Genomic DNA, 15,934 nt, shown 5'->3' with positions numbered 1-15,934 from the left:
TATATGTACAAGCTTTTTTCGATAGAACCACAATTAAAGAAAAGTTCGGACAAGCTACCATTTTATTTTAGTTTGCGTACATGTTTTGGCTTCTTCTCCTCTTTTTCGTGTTCGCAAATCTCTGCGCCAAAAAAAAGAACTACTGTCGGTTAGGTTAGACAGTAGTTCTTTTTATTAATGAGTATATGAATTAACATTGGATTGATTAACTTGACCGTGTAGTGCCGCATTCATCCCTGAAGCTATAACATTGGCCATATCTTCAATAAACACATCCACTTCTTTAGGGGTCACCATTAAGTTGTGACCAAGTGGGGCAAGAACCTCTTGGATTAATTGACGTTTTTCATTTTCCTCTAACGTACCAATCATACCCATTATATTTTGACGCTGTTGTTCATTTGGCATGTCTTCATCGGTTAGTTCTCGTCTTTCGCCAAACGTCATTCCAGCTGGCACTAAGTTGCGGGATGGCTTATTGCCTTCTCGCATTTCTCTTCCAAAGTGTTTAAGTACAAAGTCAATCGTATCACTTGTAATCGAAACCGCATCAACAACGGTTGGGATACCCACAGCAATGACAGGAATACCTAATGTTTCTTTCGATAATTCCTTACGTTTATTTCCTACACCACTTCCAGGATGGATTCCTGTATCTGACACTTGAATCGTTGTGTTGACTCGCTCGATTGAACGTGAAGCTAAAGCATCAATCGCAATCACAAAATCTGGTTGTGTTTGTTCAATGACACCAAATATGATATCGCTAGTTTCTATTCCTGTAATCCCCATTACACCTGGAGTCAGTGCACTGACAGGTCTAAACCCTTCTTGGACCTGTTCAGGAGCTAGCTTGAATAAATGGCTGGTTACTAGTAAATTTTCAACGGCCATTGGCCCGAGTGCATCAGGAGTTACGTTCCAATTTCCTAAGCCAACAACTAAGCACTTATCATTTTCTTTGATCCCACATGATTTTAAAAATTGGTTGAATTCAGAAGCAAAGACTTCCTCTACTTGTTGCTGAAGTTCAGAATCTTTCTTTCGGATTCCCTGTGATTCGAACGTAACATACCGCCCAGGTTTTTTACCTAAGCGGTCAGCACCATCTGCTGTTATCTCAACCGTTGTAATTTTGACATTTTGCTCTGTTTTTTCCTTGACGACAACACCATCTATCGTTTTTCGTTGTTTTTCTTTTTTCGCCTCTTGTTCTTGAACAAGTTCATGAGCCTCAAGTGCTAAGTCCGTTCGAACCGCATACTGACTAAGATCTAACTCATTTTTCAACACGTTCACGCTCCTTATTGTAGCTGTAGAGTTAGATTTCCCTATTCACCGCTTTTCATTCTCCTATTGCATCTTTCCGCTAATTTTGATAAAATGCAGATTGTTGTAGATCCGTCAGGGAGGTGAAAGATATGCCTAACATTAAATCAGCGATTAAACGTGTAAAAACAAATGATAAACAACGTGCACATAATGCCGCTATCAAGTCCGCTTTACGTACAGCTCTTAAAAACTTTGAAGCAAAAGTAGCAAGTAACGATGTTGCAAGTGCAAACGAGGCTTTTGTAGTTGCAGCAAAAAAATTAGACAAAGCAGCTTCTAAAGGACTTATTCATAAAAATGCAGCTTCACGTCAAAAATCTCGTTTACAAAAACAACTTAACAGCATTTCTGCATAAGAAAAGCGACCCTAGCCTTTTTGCGATGAGCGGAGAAACCTGCCCGATGTATTCTTGCAGCAAGCGAAGCCATCGCAGTTAGCTACATACTGCTTGTGGACAGGCTACATTTTTAATGTAAAAAAACCGGAAAGGTCATCCCCTTCCGGTTTTTTTACGTTAATTTCATTAAAAACAGCTCAACCGCTAATTTTTTATCAATTTGTCCTGTTTTTATTTTATAATCCATTGTTGCTAGTTCTTCCAAACAAAAGAAAAGCCTTTTATCTTCAAATCCTTTTGCTTGCTGTGTAGCCAGCTTTACCGCATAGGGATGGATTTTTATTTGAGAAGCAATTTGTTTTTGGGCATATCCTTGTTTCACTAATTCTTTTACCATATATACAATTCTGAACTGACGAGCAAGTAATGCGATAATCTTTATAGGGTCTTCTTTTTGGCGGAGCAATTCAAAAAACAAATCTAACGCTTTATCAATCCTTGAGTGAATGACATGGTCAATTAAAGCAAAAATATCTTGCTCTAACGTTCTTGCCACCATTTGTTGTACAATCTGTTTCGTTACTGTACCATCGCTTCCTACGTAAAGTGAGAGTTTCTTCAACTCATTGGACATCATTAACAAGTTGCCACCTAATAATTGCATCAATAGTTCTTTAGCATCATGGTCCACAGCAATTTGGTGCTGTCTCGCTTGGTCATCGACCCACTCATTTATCATTTTCTGGTCAAATTCTTTCGCTTCAAGAACCTCAGCTTGGCTTCTTAATTTTTTTGTGATTTTTTTACGTTCATCAAGCTTCTCATAAGGTGCCGTTATAATAAACACCGTTTCCGGCATAGGGTTTTCTATGTATTCTTCTAAGCGGGTTACATTGTGGTCAAGCTTACTGTCTATCCTTTGCGCTGTTAAAAAATAAGCATCTTTGACTAACACCACTCTTTTACTACCAAGAAAAGGTAAGGTTTGTGCATCTTCCACCGCAACGTCAATCATCGTTTCCTTCATTTCATAAGTAGATAAATTAAATTCCCGCTCTTCAGGTTGTAACGTTTTCTCAATGACCGCATGAATAATATCGTCTACTAAATAAGCTTCTAATCCAATTAATAAATAAAGTGGAGCAATTTGATTTTTTTCAATTTTTTGTTTCATTTGTATATATGACATATTGTTCCATTCCATTCTTCCTATAAGATAGGATCTTTTTATTCGCTTAGTTCTATCGTAGACAATGGACAAACGTTTGACAAGCAGAAAAAAGCCAAAGGTGTTTGAAGCCAGTGCTACAAATGAAAAAGGGAGCTAGCATCGCAGCTGCCAGCTCCCCATTTATGATAAACGCCACCAAAAGAGCCCTAGGAAATCTTTTGATGACGATAATCATTGACTTATTACATTACTTATAGTATCCTATGCAGTCCAAAACTATAGGTGACAACTCTTAACAACTCAGGCAAGAAGAATTCATGTATATTAAAAAAGCGACAAAGTCGCCCTTTTTTAAATGCAAGGAGCGGAGCCACTGCCCTCTTTTGAAAAAGTACTTTACTAAGTGTACTTCTTAGTAAAGTACGCGCAGTGAGCGAAGCCCTTGCTCTTCCTGAGTTATCTAAAGGGCATTTATGAGCATCTAAATTTCATACAGGATTTTACCATTTCATATTTTGTACATTAATTCAACTTTTCAACTCTTTTTCAGTTTGATATATGGATTTTTTGTGTAGCTTAGCTTATACTAATAAATGAACTAGGAGGGATTGTTGTGAGCGATTTTGAAAAGAAAGTTCAGTGTAAACGTAATGATGCAATCGACTCAGCTGTCGGTTTTATCGTTCCTTTTGGGTTTTTCGCGTTAATCTTTATCATTGCTACACTTGTTGATGTTTTCGGAAACATGTAATTATAAGGTTACGCAAAAAGAGGCATTCCAATGGTTCTACTACATACATGGAATACCTCTTTTTTATTTCTCTTTTTATTTTTGACCAATTTTTCTTTCAAAATACCCAGAGTCGCCCTTATAGCGGTACCTGATAGCTCCATTTTGATCCGTTCGCATAATCATCACCTTTTTTTCATGTAAAGCTTGAATCACTTCGTCATGTGGGTGTCCAAAACGATTACTTCGTCCTGCAGAAATAATTGCCACTTTAGGTTGATACATTTCCAAGAATTCAAGGGTTGTTGAAGTCCTACTTCCATGATGTCCCGCTTTTAAAATATCCACTTTTAGATTAGGATAATCCCGCTGGAGCCTGGCTTCCCCTTCCTGTTCTAAGTCTCCTGTAAATAGCCAGTACTTCCCACCAATCTTCGCATATAGAACAATAGAACGATTATTCAAATTGGTATACTGCTCTTCAACTTTAGGTGATAAAACAGCAAAATTAGCTTTGCCCTCTCTCCATATCATTCCATCATGTACAAAGGTAATGTCTGCTCCAGAGCGTATAAGTTTCTCGAGTAATAGTTGTTCAAACTCTCCTTCTACAGGCCCCACACTATATAAAACCTCTTTAATTTTAACGTTATTAAGTAAAGATTCTACTCCACCTATATGGTCATAATGGCCATGACTTAAAATTAATTTATCGATTTTCTTTATTCCCTTTGCCTTCAAGTATGGATTTACAATATCAGCACCGACATCAAATTTTCTGCTTCTTCGCTTCCACTCTTCATCTGTACCAAAAGATACTGCTCCTCCTGCATCAAGTAAGTATACGCCTTTCCGGTAAGGAAGCTCAATCAAAATACCATCGCCCTGCCCAACATCAATAAATGTAATTTCTCCATATGAAGATAGATACGGAATGTTCAGTTGGATAGTGATTACAGCTGCAATAAAACTAAGAGGGAGTATCATTTTTCTTTTCTTCCCACTTTTCTCCCAACATATGAATGTTGTCCCTATAGCTATAAGTAATGATAACAACACTATAAATTGCGGTCTACCTGTTGTAATGGTTGGAAATGAAAGTTCTGCAGTTTGCAAAAGAAATTGGTGAGTCACGATAATGAGTGGATGCAGTACCCATATAATTGGTTCAGCCAGAAATGGAATTGTTAACAGGAGTACGACAATAATAAAACTAAGAGGTAAGATGCATAACGAAATAAAAGGAATATAAATGATATTTAACGGGAGACTTAATAACGATATTTCATAAAAGTGGTAAAGAATAATCGGTATTGAGCAAAGTTGAGAAAGAATCGTAACGGCGATTATTTTTATTAAATAGCTCTTATACTGACTGATTTTTGACGCAGAAACAATTAAACAAAAACTAATAAAAAATGAAAGTTGAAAACCTATATGGAAGATATAAAAGGGTTGAAAGAGAAGGATAAAGATGCCTGCTATACAAATTCCGTCAAGTGGATGAAACGAAACTTTAAAGCGGATGCAACATAAAGCAACCATTGTCATCACACCAGCACGTATGACAGAAGGTGCAGCTCCAGCAATAATGGTATATAGAGGAATAGCAATGAGTAATCCTTCAATTGCCCTCTCCCGGGTAATCCCTATTCGTAGTAATACAAAATAAATAGAACCCACTAATAAGGAAACATGCAACCCAGAAACCGCTAATAAATGAATGATACCCAACGATTGATAAGCCTTTAACACATCGTCTTCAATAAATCCTCTTTCCCCATACACAAGCGCAACAACAATACCTGCTAACGGTTCTGGCACGTTTTCTTTTACTCTCACGATTCCTTTTTGGCGAATGTTGACAACGGTATGGTACATAGAAAACTTGCCGACTTTACAATCTTGAAGTGGTGAGGAAGGAGTGATGATCCAATGAATATGTTGATAATATAAGTATTTTTGATAATCAAAGCTATAAAAGTTTGTTGCTTCTAGCGGTTGTTTTAACGGACCGACTATTTTACAACGGCTTCCTATTGACAGTTGTTCGAGCCTAACCTTTTCTTCTTCTGTCTGAATCGAATAATGAATTTGAAATGTTTCTTTACGGTCTGTTTTGAATTGGAAACTAATCCGGTCGCCATCGACCTTTGGATTTGAAGAAATCGTTCCGAAGAATGTAAGGGGATGTTCTGAATGATTCGTAAATTCGCTTTGATTTTTTTGAATGACCCAGTGAGTAAGTAATGTGAAAAAAAGAAAAGAAAAGACAACGAGTAGCGATAAATAACGAAACACTGCCCTTTCTTTTACTACAAGAATAACAAGACATAAGCTTGCGACAATTAATGGAAAATGAACTTGATAAACCACACTATATATCGCTAAGATTCCGGATAATAACGGCATATACCACTTACCTGCCACGCTTCCCTTCCTTTCTAGAACTACGGGGAGGTATATAAATGATTCGCTGTATCATGCAGCGAACGAAGCTCTTGGTCGTCTACTCCTGCTTCCTTTAATTTTTGTAATAATGTTGCTGTGAACTTCAACTTTTCGCTATTGTTTCGGTCTAGTATCATTTCTTCGAGCTCAACTTGTTGAACTGTAATACCAGCGTTCTCAAATAATTCTTCTGCATAGGGATTGTTTTTATAGTCCGTAGCATAATAAACAGCCTTAATGCCCGCTTGTATAATCGCTTTTGTACAATTTAGACACGGAAAATGAGTCACATATATTTCAGCACCATCTGTTTGCACACCAAATTTGGCACATTGTAAAAGTGCATTAATCTCAGCATGCACGGTTCTGATACAATGATTCTCAACAACATAACAGCCTTCATCAATACAATGGGCCCCACCGGAAACAGATCCATTGTATCCACCAGCTATGATACGTTTATCCCTTACTATTGTTGCTCCTACCATTAATCTTGTACAAGTACTCCGTAATGCAAGGAGATGGCTTTGTGCCATAAAATACTGGTCCCATGAAATACGATTCAATCTCTTCAACTCCTAATCGTTCAACGAATAAAGATATTTTATCATAATACATATGGACTGTCTCACCTTGTTCAGGAAGAGGTTGTGACATAACTAGTCATATTAACAACAATGGCTTCATTCGCCACAAATCCCTTTGCGAAAGAACACTCACACTGGAAATAAAATAGAAGTGGCGATTCCGCTCATTGCTTAGAGGGTGGGACAAAGCTTATACCTATTGTCCCACCCTCTCTATAACCCTTAAGACTTCTTAGCTTTCTTGGCTTTTTACCAATGCTTGTTCAAGGTCATGAATGATATCATTACTATTTTCAATTCCGATTGAAAGCCTAATTAATTCAGGTGTCACGCCTGCAGAACGTTGGTCTTCTTCAGATAGTTGTTGATGTGTTGTACTCGCTGGATGAATCACTAATGATTTTGCATCCCCTACATTAGCTACATGAGAGAAAAGTTGTAATGCATTAATAAACTTTTTACCCTCTTCCATTCCACCTTTAATACCGAATGTTAGGATTGCTCCTTGTCCATTTGGCAAGTATTTTTGCGCCAAGTCATACGAACGATGAGAAGGCAAGCCAGCATAACTAACCCACTCCACCAAGTCATGGTTTTCTAAATAATCGACGACTTTCTTTGTATTTTCACAATGACGCTCCATTCGTAAGTGTAACGTCTCTAACCCTTGTAAAAGCAAGAATGAATTTAATGGTGCTATCGCTGGACCAAGGTCACGTAATAACTGAACTCTTGCTTTAATGATATATGCTAATCCTCCTAATGCTTCTGTATAAACTAAGCCATGGTAACTTGGGTCTGGCTCAGACAGACCTGGGAATTTGCCATTACTCCAATCAAACTTTCCACTGTCAATGATAATTCCACCAATTGATGTTCCATGCCCTCCAATGAACTTTGTAGCTGAGTGAACAACGATATCTGCTCCGTGTTCAATTGGTCGGCATAAAGCTGGCGTACTTAACGTTGCATCCACCATAAGTGGGATACCATGGTTATGAGCAATGTTCGAAATAGCTTCAATATCTAGAATGTCCCCTTGAGGATTTCCAATAACTTCACCATAAAGTAATTTCGTGTTAGGTGTAATCGCCTTTTCGAATGCTTGAGGGTCTGTCCCATCTACAAGGTGAACCGTAATGCCCATCTTTTTAAAGGTATGTACAAATAAATTGTATGTTCCACCATATAGTGCACTTGATGCAACGATCTCATCGCCATGTTCACAAATGTTTAAAATAGCTAAATGAATCGCAGAACTTCCACTAGCAGTAGCTAAAGCAGCAATTCCTCCTTCTAGCTCAGCCATTCTTTTCTCAAAAACATCCTGTGTCGGGTTCATTATCCTAGTATATATGTTACCGAATTCAGATAAAGAAAATAGGTTAGCAGCATGGTCAGTGCTTTTAAAGCCATATGATGTCGTTTGATAAATTGGTACCGCCCTTGCTTGTGTTGCTGAATCTACTTCTTGTCCACCATGTACGGCTACGGTTTCTAAAGCCCATTTGTGCTCACTCATATGTAAATCCCTCCGTGTTTTTCAAATATACTTTTTCGTGGAAATTATAACCATAATCGCCGGAAGTGTCAATGAATTCTGAAATATTATGGTACGACAACTGAATCTCTTAGTTTATCAATTGACTTTACTCCTATACCTGAAACTTTTTGTAGGTCTTCTATTGTTTTAAACGGTCCATGTTCTTCGCGATAACTGATAATTGCGGAAGCTTTTGCAGGACCGATTCCGGGAAGTTGTTGTAATTCTTCTACCGATGCGGTATTTATTTTCACTTTCCCTTCTGCTTGAACTCCCCCGATGCTTATCGTTTCAAATGAGCTCTCTTCCTCACCGATAACAGGAACATAGATTACGAGTTCATCTTGAACACGTGCTGCTAAATTAATTTTCGTCTCATCTGCCTGTTCTAACAACCCTCCCGCCAATTGAATAACATCATACACTCTATGTTTCTCGCTTACCTCATATATACCTGGATTCTTTACAGCCCCTTTCACATCAACAATAATTTCAGTTGCAACATCCTCTAGATCTGTCATTGGTTCTTCGTCTTGAATAAACCAATCTTGAGTTTCATCAACTTCTTTATTGCTAAAGAACGCGAAGAAGCTTACACTAACAACGAGTACTATTCCAACAGAACTATATAAAATCCATTTTTCTCTTTGAGAGAAATGCATGGAACTCACCACCTACTATTTTTAAATTAAGGAAGGATGAACACAAATGGCTGTACATTTACAAATTGCAGAGCAAGTGAATAAACACATAGATGCTCAAAATCGATTCAAACGACTAGAGGCGTTCAGAGAAGAAGCAATTGAAGAAGCAATAAAAGACGCAAAAGAAGCTAGAACCGTTTCTACAGCGAAGATAAACGCCATTACAGAAGAAATGAATGCCATTGCAAAAGCATTTCAATTTCCTACGAGGAAGTTGGTTACACCAGAAATGGTGTTAGAATATGTAAAAAAATAGCTTTTCACTCATATTCCTTGTTCCCTTCTCATACAATTGATCATAAAAGACTGTTGTTGTGCTGCCTTATCTTTTCTAACAAGCACTCACAATCAAGGGGGAGGGGATGCAGGAAATGAATATTGGAGTAATTGGAACAGGAAGCATGGGAACGATCCTACTTGATTCTTTTATAGAATCAACTGCTGTCACTCCATCACAACTGTTTATTACCAATCGTTCTTTGGAAAAGGCTGAAAAAATGAGAGATAACCATCCGGGCATTCATGTTGTTGAACAGCCCGAAGATGTAGTATCCCAATCTGATATTATTTTTATCTGTGTAAAACCACTTCAGTTTCACAATGTGTTAGAGCGAATATCAAACGAGTTAGTGCCAGAACAGCTACTTGTTTCGATTACTAGCCCTATCTCAGTTGGTCAACTCGAGGACATTGTTGAATGCAAAGTAGCAAGAGCCATTCCAAGTATTCTAAACAGGGTTCATGCTGGTTCATCATTACTTAGCTTTGGAGAAAGGTGTACTACAGAAGATAAGGACAGATTAACTAGATTAATGGGTTGTATCTCAACACCACTTGAGATCGAAGAGGATATTACTCGTGTCGCATCTGACATTGTTAGTTGTGGTCCTGCCTTCTTCAGTTATTTAACGCAACGTTTTATTGACGGCGCTGTAAGGCAAACCAATATTACAGAAGAAGAAGCAACACAACTGGCTACAGATATGTTAATAGGAATGGGGAAACTATTGGAAAAGGAGATTTTCACATTACCTACACTTCAAAAACGAGTATGTGTCCCAGGTGGAATCACTGGCGAAGGAATAAAAGTACTTCAAGAAGAGATTGGACATATGTTTGACCATTTGTTTAAACAAACCCACGCAAAGTATAACGAAGACAAAGAACTAATCGAAGAACAATTTAGATAAGAAAAAAACGCCTGCGGTCTTTTCTTAGAAGCAAGGAGTGAAGCCACTGCCTTTTTTAAAGTGTATTACAAGTGCCTTTCTTGTAATACACGCGCAGTGTGCGGAGCCCTTGCTCTTCTTGAAATATCTTGAAGAGCATCTCGAATTAGCTATAATACTAATTACAAATAGGGGAAGACGACATCATCGTCGTCTTCCCCTATTGTATTCTATAGGAATAATTGAATTCCTTTACATTTATTTCTTTGCTACAAAAAAAATTCTCTCGCTCTTTTCTGTTGGAATGGCATCAGTGAAATCAGCCGAAATAGATATGTCTTTAAACCCGATAGCGGACAAACAGTTTTCATATGTCTTTACAGGAAATGTTCGTTGAAGATGCAATTCGATAAATTTTTCGTACAAATTTACCTTGTCATCTTTTACAAAAAACGATAGCTCATGTTCAACCGAATGTTCATGTTCTCCTTTAAAACTTTGCCAAATGTAAGATATATCCTCACCATCATATGCGAAGGTTTGATTAATAAAAAATGAATTCACTTTATATAGGGAATGGACATCAAATAATAAAATACCATCGTCCTTTAAACATGAATAAAAGCTATTCAATGCTTTTTTCACATCTTCCTCTAATTCAAGGTAGTTCAGTGAATCACAAAAGACGGTAATCACATCAAAAGGACCAATCTGCTCTAGGTTTCTCATATCCATCTCAAAAAGGGGAACCTGGTAACCAGATTGGCCAAGCTTATCATTGGCTACCGTTAACATTTCCCCTGATAAATCCACTCCGCTCACATCATGATAGCCCGCTTCTTTTAGCTTTATGATAAATTCCCCGGTACCACAGCCGACATCAAGTATTGCGAGAGAACGAGTAGCTGGAATGTTCTTTTCTGTAAATTCCAACCACTGCTCATATGGAGCTTCTATCATCAGTTGGTCATATAAATAAGCAAATTTTTGATAACTCATTGCTTCTCCTTTAAGTAAGTCCAGCCTTCCTTTTGGTACACTAACTGTTCTTTCATTAATTTACCTAAAGCTCTCTTAAAGGCAGCCTTACTCATATTAAATCGAGTCGTTATGTCTTCAGCCTGTGACTTATCTCCATAAGGCATAGCTCCGTCCCGACTTTTCATATATTCTAAAATCTTTTCTGAGTCTTCAACTTGACTTTTCATCTTATCCGCAAAAGCTGATACATTAATTCTTCCATCGTCACGAACATAGGTTACACGGACCGTTAACTGTTGACCTAGTCTAGGAACAAACGAGGATTCACTCTCATGGAGAAAGGCAAGATAGCCTTCTTCCGTTAAAAGAAAAACACCTTCATCAACAAAATGATATACTGTTCCTGTTACTTCTTGATTAAGTGAGAGTTCGGTGGCCTTTTTAGCTTGTTTTTCAATCAGTGGTCCTTTAATATGCTGAGCCATAACTCGTCCCTTTTTATCATTAATTAATGATACTGGTAAGCGATCTCCGGGCTTTGGCCAGCGCTCTCTTTCAAAGGGAAGCTCATCAATTGATAAAAATAAATCTCTTGAGATACCATTATTTAAAAACAGTCCATCTCTAGGCAGGACCGACACAACTTCAAGCCAAGCGATTTCCCCAAAGGTTATCAATGGTTCCTCCATTGTGGCTGCTATACGTTTTTGATGATCATGGTATAAAAAAACCTCCACTTTTTCATCAAGTTCTAACTCTCTCGTTGCCTCACGTTTGTGTAATAATATATCTTCAGTACCATCAGTTAAAAAATAACCAAAGTTTGTTTTTCTCGCAACAGTTAGCGTTGCCATGTGGCCTGGTAGCAACATTATAATAGCTCTCCCTCAAGCTCGACGACTTGTGCATCGCCCCATAATTTTTCTAGATTATAAAATAATCTCTCATCCTTATGGAACACGTGCACGACAACATCTCCTAAGTCAATTAAAACCCAACGAGCTTGGTCAAACCCTTCTAAGCGTCTCATTTCCATTCCTTGCTCTTGTGCGACCTTCTTCACTTCATCTGCAATGGCTTGAACTTGTTTCTCAGAATTACCATGGCAAATGACAAAATAATCGGCAATTAGAGAGACCCCTTTCATATTTAACGCTACAATATTTTCAGCTCTTTTGTCATCTATCGCTTTTACTGCAAGTTCCAGTACTTTTTTTTCTGACATCTTGTAATCCTCCTTTTAGTTCTCATTTATTTTGGAGTAGCTCATTATATGTTGCTAATGTTCCAGGATATATCGCATGGCTCTTTTTTAATAAAAAGGTCATTGTATTCCTCAAAGCTAAAATCATTGCCTCATCTAGACTTGTTTTAGCAAGTTCACGCGCTTCTTCTACTCCTGGGAACTTCCGATTCGGTTCAATGTAATCAGCAAGAAATACTACTTTTTCAAGTAGGGTCATCCCTGGTCTTCCTGTTGTATGAAACTGAATAGCGGTTAGTACTTCCTCATCCTCTATTCCCACTTCAGTTTTAACTAAGTACGCTCCACACGGGGCATGTAACAATTCATCTCCATACTCAAGCATATCTAATGAGATTTGTTTGTCGAGTAGGATTTGTTTCATTTCTGTTTTCGAACGAAATTTAGCATAGTCATGAAAGATACTCGCTAATTCAGCTTTATTTTCATCTGCACCAAAGCGTTTTGCTAGTTCTTTCGCAGTTTTCACAACCCCGAGTGTATGCTCATATCGGTGTTCAGTCAAATGGGGTTTTACAATAGCAAGTGCTTCCTCTCTATTCATATAATCCCCTTTCACAAATATATTTTCTTACGCTTTCTGGGATAAGGTATTTGATATTTTTTCCATCCCTTTTTCTCTCTCTAATTAGCGAAGAAGATATATCAAGTTGTGGCACATCAATTTCAATGATGTTCTTTTTGTATGGAGAATCACTATTATATTTTGGACGTCTTAACCCTACAAATGTCACTAAGGTCAGTAGCTGTTCTATTTCAACCCAGTTATCTAACTGGTCTACCATGTCTCCACCTACAATAAAATAAAAAGAGGCAGTGGGGTGATCCTTAGTGAGTTGCCTCATTGTATCGATTGTAAAAGAACGTCCCTTTCTCTCTAATTCTATTGTCGATAAAATGAAATGTTGATTATCTTCTATTGCAAGGGTCACCATTTTTTCTCGGTCCTCTGAAGATGATAAATCATTTCTTATTTTATGAGGAGGGATGTGGGATGGCATAAACCACACCTCATCTAAGGTTAGTTCTTTTCTAACTTCTTCTGCTATTAATAGATGACCATAATGAGGAGGGTCAAATGTACCCCCAAGGATCCCAATTCTTTTCATTTAAAAAACCCCTTGTCCTCCAGTTTCCCCTAGGGTAGTTCAATCTCCTTATGCTCATTCGATTCCTTGTATAACACAACTGTATTTCCTATTACTTGTACAAGCTCTGCTCCTGAATTCGAACTTAGGCTAGCTGCAACTTCTTTTTTGTCATCTTCACAATTTTGTAGAATACTGACCTTTATCAGCTCTCTAACCTCAAGTGCTTCTTCAATTTGTTTAATCATATTCTCATTGACTCCACCTTTACCAACCTGAAAAATAGGTTGCAGGTGATGGGCTTTTGCTCGTAAAAATCGCTTTTGTTTACCTGTTAACATGTTTTACCCTCCAATTGAGCAATTACTAACTTTTTCATTCGAATTCTATCTGGCAGGATGCCTGTCCATTTTTGAAATGCTAATGCGCCTTGACCAACAAACATTCCTACGCCATCATGAGCGATAGCCCCCTTCGCTTCTCCATCTAATAGAAACTTCGTTTTAAGGGGATTGTAAATTAAATCACTCACAATCGTTCCTTCTTTTATCTTTTCTACTGATAACGGGAGAGCATTTATGTTCGGACTCATTCCTACAGAAGTTGTATTAATAATCAGGTCAAAGTGATTCAACTGCTCTTCTGCACCATGAATCGTCATCGTTCTGATTTCTGTTTTATCCTGACATTGCTTTGCCAAATCTATTGCTTTTTCAATTGTTCGATTAGCTATCGTTAAGCTTGCTACCCCATATGAAGATAAAACCGTAACAATAGCTCTAGATGCCCCACCAGCTCCAACAACAAGTACATTTTTGGATTGTAGCGTGTCAGTTATATCTAATAGCGACTGTAAATAACCTTGTCCATCTGTATTATACCCGATGTATTGACCATCCTCTAATACGACTGTATTAACAGCACCAATCTTCTTAGCTTCTCCATCTACTTTATCCAGGTATTTCATGATCTCCACTTTATGAGGAATCGTGACATTAAACCCAGCAACTCCTAACGCTTTTAAACCAGCTACTGCTGCTTCTAGGTCTTCTTGTTCGACTTTAAAAGCATGATAATGATGGTTCATTCCTAGTTGAGAAAATGCATCATTATGCATGTGTGGTGATAATGAATGACCAACCGGATTACCAATTAAACAAAATAACTTCCCCATATTAATCCTCCCCACCTTTACACTAACGAGCTTCGAATTGAAACTCCGACACCTTTTGGTGCATAAGCGCTTACTCGTACATTTGGTTGATGAACAGTTACCCAGCCAAGACCTGAAAAGACAATGTCACTTTTTTCGTTTTTAATACTAAAATCATGACGAACTAACTCGGGTAAGTTTTCTTTTGTCTCTCTTCCTGGTGGCACCAATAATTCTCCTAAGTGGTCCTTATATAACTGGTCTGCTTTTTCTAATTTTGTGCGATGGATCATCAATTCATTTGAAAAATAACATACGAACGAACCACGTCCACCCTTAACAAAATCTAAACGAGCCAATCCTCCAAAATACAAGGTTTGTTCTTCATTTAATTGAAAAACCATTGGCTTAATTTCCTTTTTAGGAGTAATAACCTTCAATTCTGTCTTATCAATATAATGAGCAATTTGATGATGGTTTATAATTCCTGGCGTGTCAAATAATTTCTGCCCATCATCTAATGGGAGATCAATCATATCCAATGTCGTTCCAGGAAAGTGGGATGTTGTAATCATCAGCTCTTCTTCCCCACCAAACTCTTTTATCATTCTATTAATGAAAGTTGATTTTCCTACATTCGTACTTCCAACAACATAAACATCTTTCCCTTTTCGAAGTTCATCAATTTTACTTGCTGCTTCGATTACACCGTGACCTTTATGGGCACTCATTAAATGAACATCGACAGGTTGCATTCCAAGATCTTTAGCCGATTTCTTCATCCAGTTAATTAACCTGTTCTGATTTAAGGATTTCGGAAGCAAATCGACTTTATTCCCGAGCAGTAATACATCGTTATTCCCAACAAACCTGTGCAATCCAGGTAACCAACTGCCAGTAAAATCAAAGATATCAACGATTTTTACAATGAGAGAATTTGTTTTCCCTAAGTTATTTAAAATTTTTAAAAAATCATCATCAGTTAGAGACACATCTTGCACTTCATTATAATGTCTCAATCTAAAACAACGTTGGCAAATGACAACATCTCTTTCTAAAGCTGATTTTGGCGCATAACCCAGGCCTGATTTCTCAGTTGTTTGTACCTTTACTCCACACCCAGCACAAATGGTCTCTCTTCCATTAGTTTGAAGTTCTTCCACTTTATCATCCCTTTCTCCATCCTCTTTGTTCCGATGCTATGTTTTATCTGTATTATTTGATTGGTTCATCAACTTAATGCTCACTTATTTCATTTTTTAAACAATCAACTTTACTAACTTTCTCGTTTTATGTAATTTACCCTTTAATTCTGTCAAAGATAGTATTGTCAAGCGGTAAGTATACCCTTTTCTATCTTTTTTTTCAACGGTTGTGTATCAATGCGTCGAATCTTCACATTTTCTCTATGACTTTTCATGGT

18 protein-coding genes are annotated in these 15,934 nt (G+C 37.6%); 4 read left to right on the top strand and 14 right to left on the bottom strand.

Annotation, left to right across the window (positions count from 1 at the left end; genetic code table 11):
- Positions 1 to 174: 174 nt before the first annotated feature.
- A complete protein-coding gene (gpr, locus tag BK585_RS06985) occupies positions 175 to 1,290 on the bottom strand; it encodes a GPR endopeptidase (protein WP_078556670.1) in 1,116 nt (371 codons plus the stop codon).
- 131 nt (positions 1,291 to 1,421) lie between these two features.
- Between gpr and rpsT the strand changes: the two genes are divergently transcribed.
- Positions 1,422 to 1,688, top strand: coding sequence for a 30S ribosomal protein S20 (gene rpsT, locus BK585_RS06980; RefSeq protein ID WP_078552759.1), 267 nt, complete (start codon positions 1,422 to 1,424; stop codon positions 1,686 to 1,688).
- A gap of 154 nt (positions 1,689 to 1,842) precedes the next feature.
- Here the strand turns inward: rpsT and holA are convergent, their stop codons facing one another.
- The gene (gene holA / locus BK585_RS06975) at positions 1,843 to 2,859 is read right to left on the bottom strand and encodes a DNA polymerase III subunit delta (protein ID WP_078556668.1); all 1,017 of its coding nucleotides are present in this window, start codon (positions 2,857 to 2,859) and stop codon (positions 1,843 to 1,845) included.
- Between the two features lie 595 nt (positions 2,860 to 3,454).
- On the opposite strand from holA, the gene BK585_RS06970 reads away from it, so the two are divergent.
- Positions 3,455 to 3,592: a YqzM family protein gene (locus BK585_RS06970; protein ID WP_078552758.1), complete on the top strand. Its 138-nt coding sequence runs from the start codon at positions 3,455 to 3,457 to the stop codon at positions 3,590 to 3,592.
- A 75-nt stretch (positions 3,593 to 3,667) separates the two neighbouring features.
- On the opposite strand, the gene BK585_RS06965 is transcribed toward BK585_RS06970, so the two are convergent.
- The 4 genes from BK585_RS06965 to BK585_RS06950 form a co-directional block, all read right to left on the bottom strand.
- Positions 3,668 to 6,001, bottom strand: a complete 2,334-nt coding sequence (locus tag BK585_RS06965; RefSeq protein ID WP_078552757.1) for a DNA internalization-related competence protein ComEC/Rec2 — start codon at positions 5,999 to 6,001, stop codon at positions 3,668 to 3,670.
- A 20-nt stretch (positions 6,002 to 6,021) separates the two neighbouring features.
- Positions 6,022 to 6,588: a ComE operon protein 2 gene (locus BK585_RS06960; RefSeq protein WP_078552756.1), complete on the bottom strand. Its 567-nt coding sequence runs from the start codon at positions 6,586 to 6,588 to the stop codon at positions 6,022 to 6,024.
- 253 nt (positions 6,589 to 6,841) lie between these two features.
- Positions 6,842 to 8,131 (bottom strand): homocysteine synthase, encoded by a 1,290-nt coding sequence (locus tag BK585_RS06955; RefSeq protein WP_078552755.1) that lies wholly within the window; start codon positions 8,129 to 8,131, stop codon positions 6,842 to 6,844.
- Between the two features lie 86 nt (positions 8,132 to 8,217).
- Positions 8,218 to 8,814, bottom strand: coding sequence for a helix-hairpin-helix domain-containing protein (locus BK585_RS06950; protein ID WP_078552754.1), 597 nt, complete (start codon positions 8,812 to 8,814; stop codon positions 8,218 to 8,220).
- A gap of 46 nt (positions 8,815 to 8,860) precedes the next feature.
- On the opposite strand from BK585_RS06950, the gene BK585_RS06945 reads away from it, so the two are divergent.
- Positions 8,861 to 9,112 (top strand): DUF2533 family protein, encoded by a 252-nt coding sequence (locus BK585_RS06945; RefSeq protein WP_078552753.1) that lies wholly within the window; start codon positions 8,861 to 8,863, stop codon positions 9,110 to 9,112.
- A 106-nt stretch (positions 9,113 to 9,218) separates the two neighbouring features.
- Positions 9,219 to 10,046 carry a late competence protein ComER gene (comER, locus tag BK585_RS06940; RefSeq protein WP_281248883.1) on the top strand — a complete coding sequence of 276 codons (828 nt, stop codon included), beginning with the start codon at positions 9,219 to 9,221 and terminating at the stop codon, positions 10,044 to 10,046.
- Positions 10,047 to 10,283: 237 nt separating this feature from the next.
- On the opposite strand, the gene BK585_RS06935 is transcribed toward comER, so the two are convergent.
- From BK585_RS06935 to yqeH, 8 genes are read right to left on the bottom strand one after another with little or no spacing between them, the layout of a single operon-like run.
- A complete protein-coding gene (locus BK585_RS06935; RefSeq protein WP_078552752.1) occupies positions 10,284 to 11,024 on the bottom strand; it encodes a class I SAM-dependent DNA methyltransferase in 741 nt (246 codons plus the stop codon).
- Entirely contained in the window at positions 11,021 to 11,878 is an 858-nt protein-coding gene (locus tag BK585_RS06930; protein WP_139367510.1) for a CvfB family protein, read from the bottom strand. Before BK585_RS06930 ends, BK585_RS06935 begins: the two co-directional genes overlap by 4 nt.
- Entirely contained in the window at positions 11,878 to 12,231 is a 354-nt protein-coding gene (gene rsfS, locus BK585_RS06925; RefSeq protein WP_078552750.1) for a ribosome silencing factor, read from the bottom strand. The genes BK585_RS06930 and rsfS overlap by 1 nt, the downstream gene beginning before the upstream one ends.
- A 22-nt stretch (positions 12,232 to 12,253) precedes the next feature.
- On the bottom strand, positions 12,254 to 12,814 hold the full coding sequence (gene yqeK / locus BK585_RS06920; protein WP_078552749.1) for a bis(5'-nucleosyl)-tetraphosphatase (symmetrical) YqeK: 561 nt from the start codon (positions 12,812 to 12,814) through the stop codon (positions 12,254 to 12,256).
- Positions 12,807 to 13,379, bottom strand: a complete 573-nt coding sequence (locus tag BK585_RS06915; protein ID WP_078552748.1) for a nicotinate-nucleotide adenylyltransferase — start codon at positions 13,377 to 13,379, stop codon at positions 12,807 to 12,809. Before BK585_RS06915 ends, yqeK begins: the two co-directional genes overlap by 8 nt.
- Positions 13,380 to 13,408: 29 nt before the next feature.
- Entirely contained in the window at positions 13,409 to 13,699 is a 291-nt protein-coding gene (gene yhbY, locus BK585_RS06910) for a ribosome assembly RNA-binding protein YhbY (RefSeq protein ID WP_078552747.1), read from the bottom strand.
- Positions 13,693 to 14,532 carry a shikimate dehydrogenase gene (gene aroE / locus BK585_RS06905; RefSeq protein ID WP_078552746.1) on the bottom strand — a complete coding sequence of 280 codons (840 nt, stop codon included), beginning with the start codon at positions 14,530 to 14,532 and terminating at the stop codon, positions 13,693 to 13,695. Before aroE ends, yhbY begins: the two co-directional genes overlap by 7 nt.
- 17 nt (positions 14,533 to 14,549) lie before the next feature.
- Positions 14,550 to 15,674, bottom strand: coding sequence for a ribosome biogenesis GTPase YqeH (gene yqeH / locus BK585_RS06900; RefSeq protein ID WP_078552745.1), 1,125 nt, complete (start codon positions 15,672 to 15,674; stop codon positions 14,550 to 14,552).
- Between the last annotated feature and the right edge of the window lie 260 nt (positions 15,675 to 15,934).

The organism is Bacillus alkalicellulosilyticus (assembly GCF_002019795.1).
GTDB lineage: Bacteria > Bacillota > Bacilli > Bacillales > Bacillaceae_F > Bacillus_AO > Bacillus_AO alkalicellulosilyticum.
This window is presented reverse-complemented; position numbering and strand designations above follow the sequence as displayed.

Coding starts and splice junctions, on each gene's coding strand:
- rpsT (WP_078552759.1), top strand. CDS start 1,422: ATGCCTAACATTAAATCAGCGATTAAACGTGTAAAAACAAATGATAAA.
- holA (WP_078556668.1), bottom strand. CDS start 2,859: ATGTCATATATACAAATGAAACAAAAAATTGAAAAAAATCAAATTGCT.
- BK585_RS06955 (WP_078552755.1), bottom strand. CDS start 8,131: ATGAGTGAGCACAAATGGGCTTTAGAAACCGTAGCCGTACATGGTGGA.
- BK585_RS06950 (WP_078552754.1), bottom strand. CDS start 8,814: ATGCATTTCTCTCAAAGAGAAAAATGGATTTTATATAGTTCTGTTGGA.
- BK585_RS06945 (WP_078552753.1), top strand. CDS start 8,861: ATGGCTGTACATTTACAAATTGCAGAGCAAGTGAATAAACACATAGAT.
- comER (WP_281248883.1), top strand. CDS start 9,219: ATGCAGGAAATGAATATTGGAGTAATTGGAACAGGAAGCATGGGAACG.
- BK585_RS06935 (WP_078552752.1), bottom strand. CDS start 11,024: ATGAGTTATCAAAAATTTGCTTATTTATATGACCAACTGATGATAGAA.
- BK585_RS06930 (WP_139367510.1), bottom strand. CDS start 11,878: ATGTTGCTACCAGGCCACATGGCAACGCTAACTGTTGCGAGAAAAACA.
- rsfS (WP_078552750.1), bottom strand. CDS start 12,231: ATGTCAGAAAAAAAAGTACTGGAACTTGCAGTAAAAGCGATAGATGAC.
- yqeK (WP_078552749.1), bottom strand. CDS start 12,814: ATGAATAGAGAGGAAGCACTTGCTATTGTAAAACCCCATTTGACTGAA.
- BK585_RS06915 (WP_078552748.1), bottom strand. CDS start 13,379: ATGAAAAGAATTGGGATCCTTGGGGGTACATTTGACCCTCCTCATTAT.
- yhbY (WP_078552747.1), bottom strand. CDS start 13,699: ATGTTAACAGGTAAACAAAAGCGATTTTTACGAGCAAAAGCCCATCAC.
- aroE (WP_078552746.1), bottom strand. CDS start 14,532: ATGGGGAAGTTATTTTGTTTAATTGGTAATCCGGTTGGTCATTCATTA.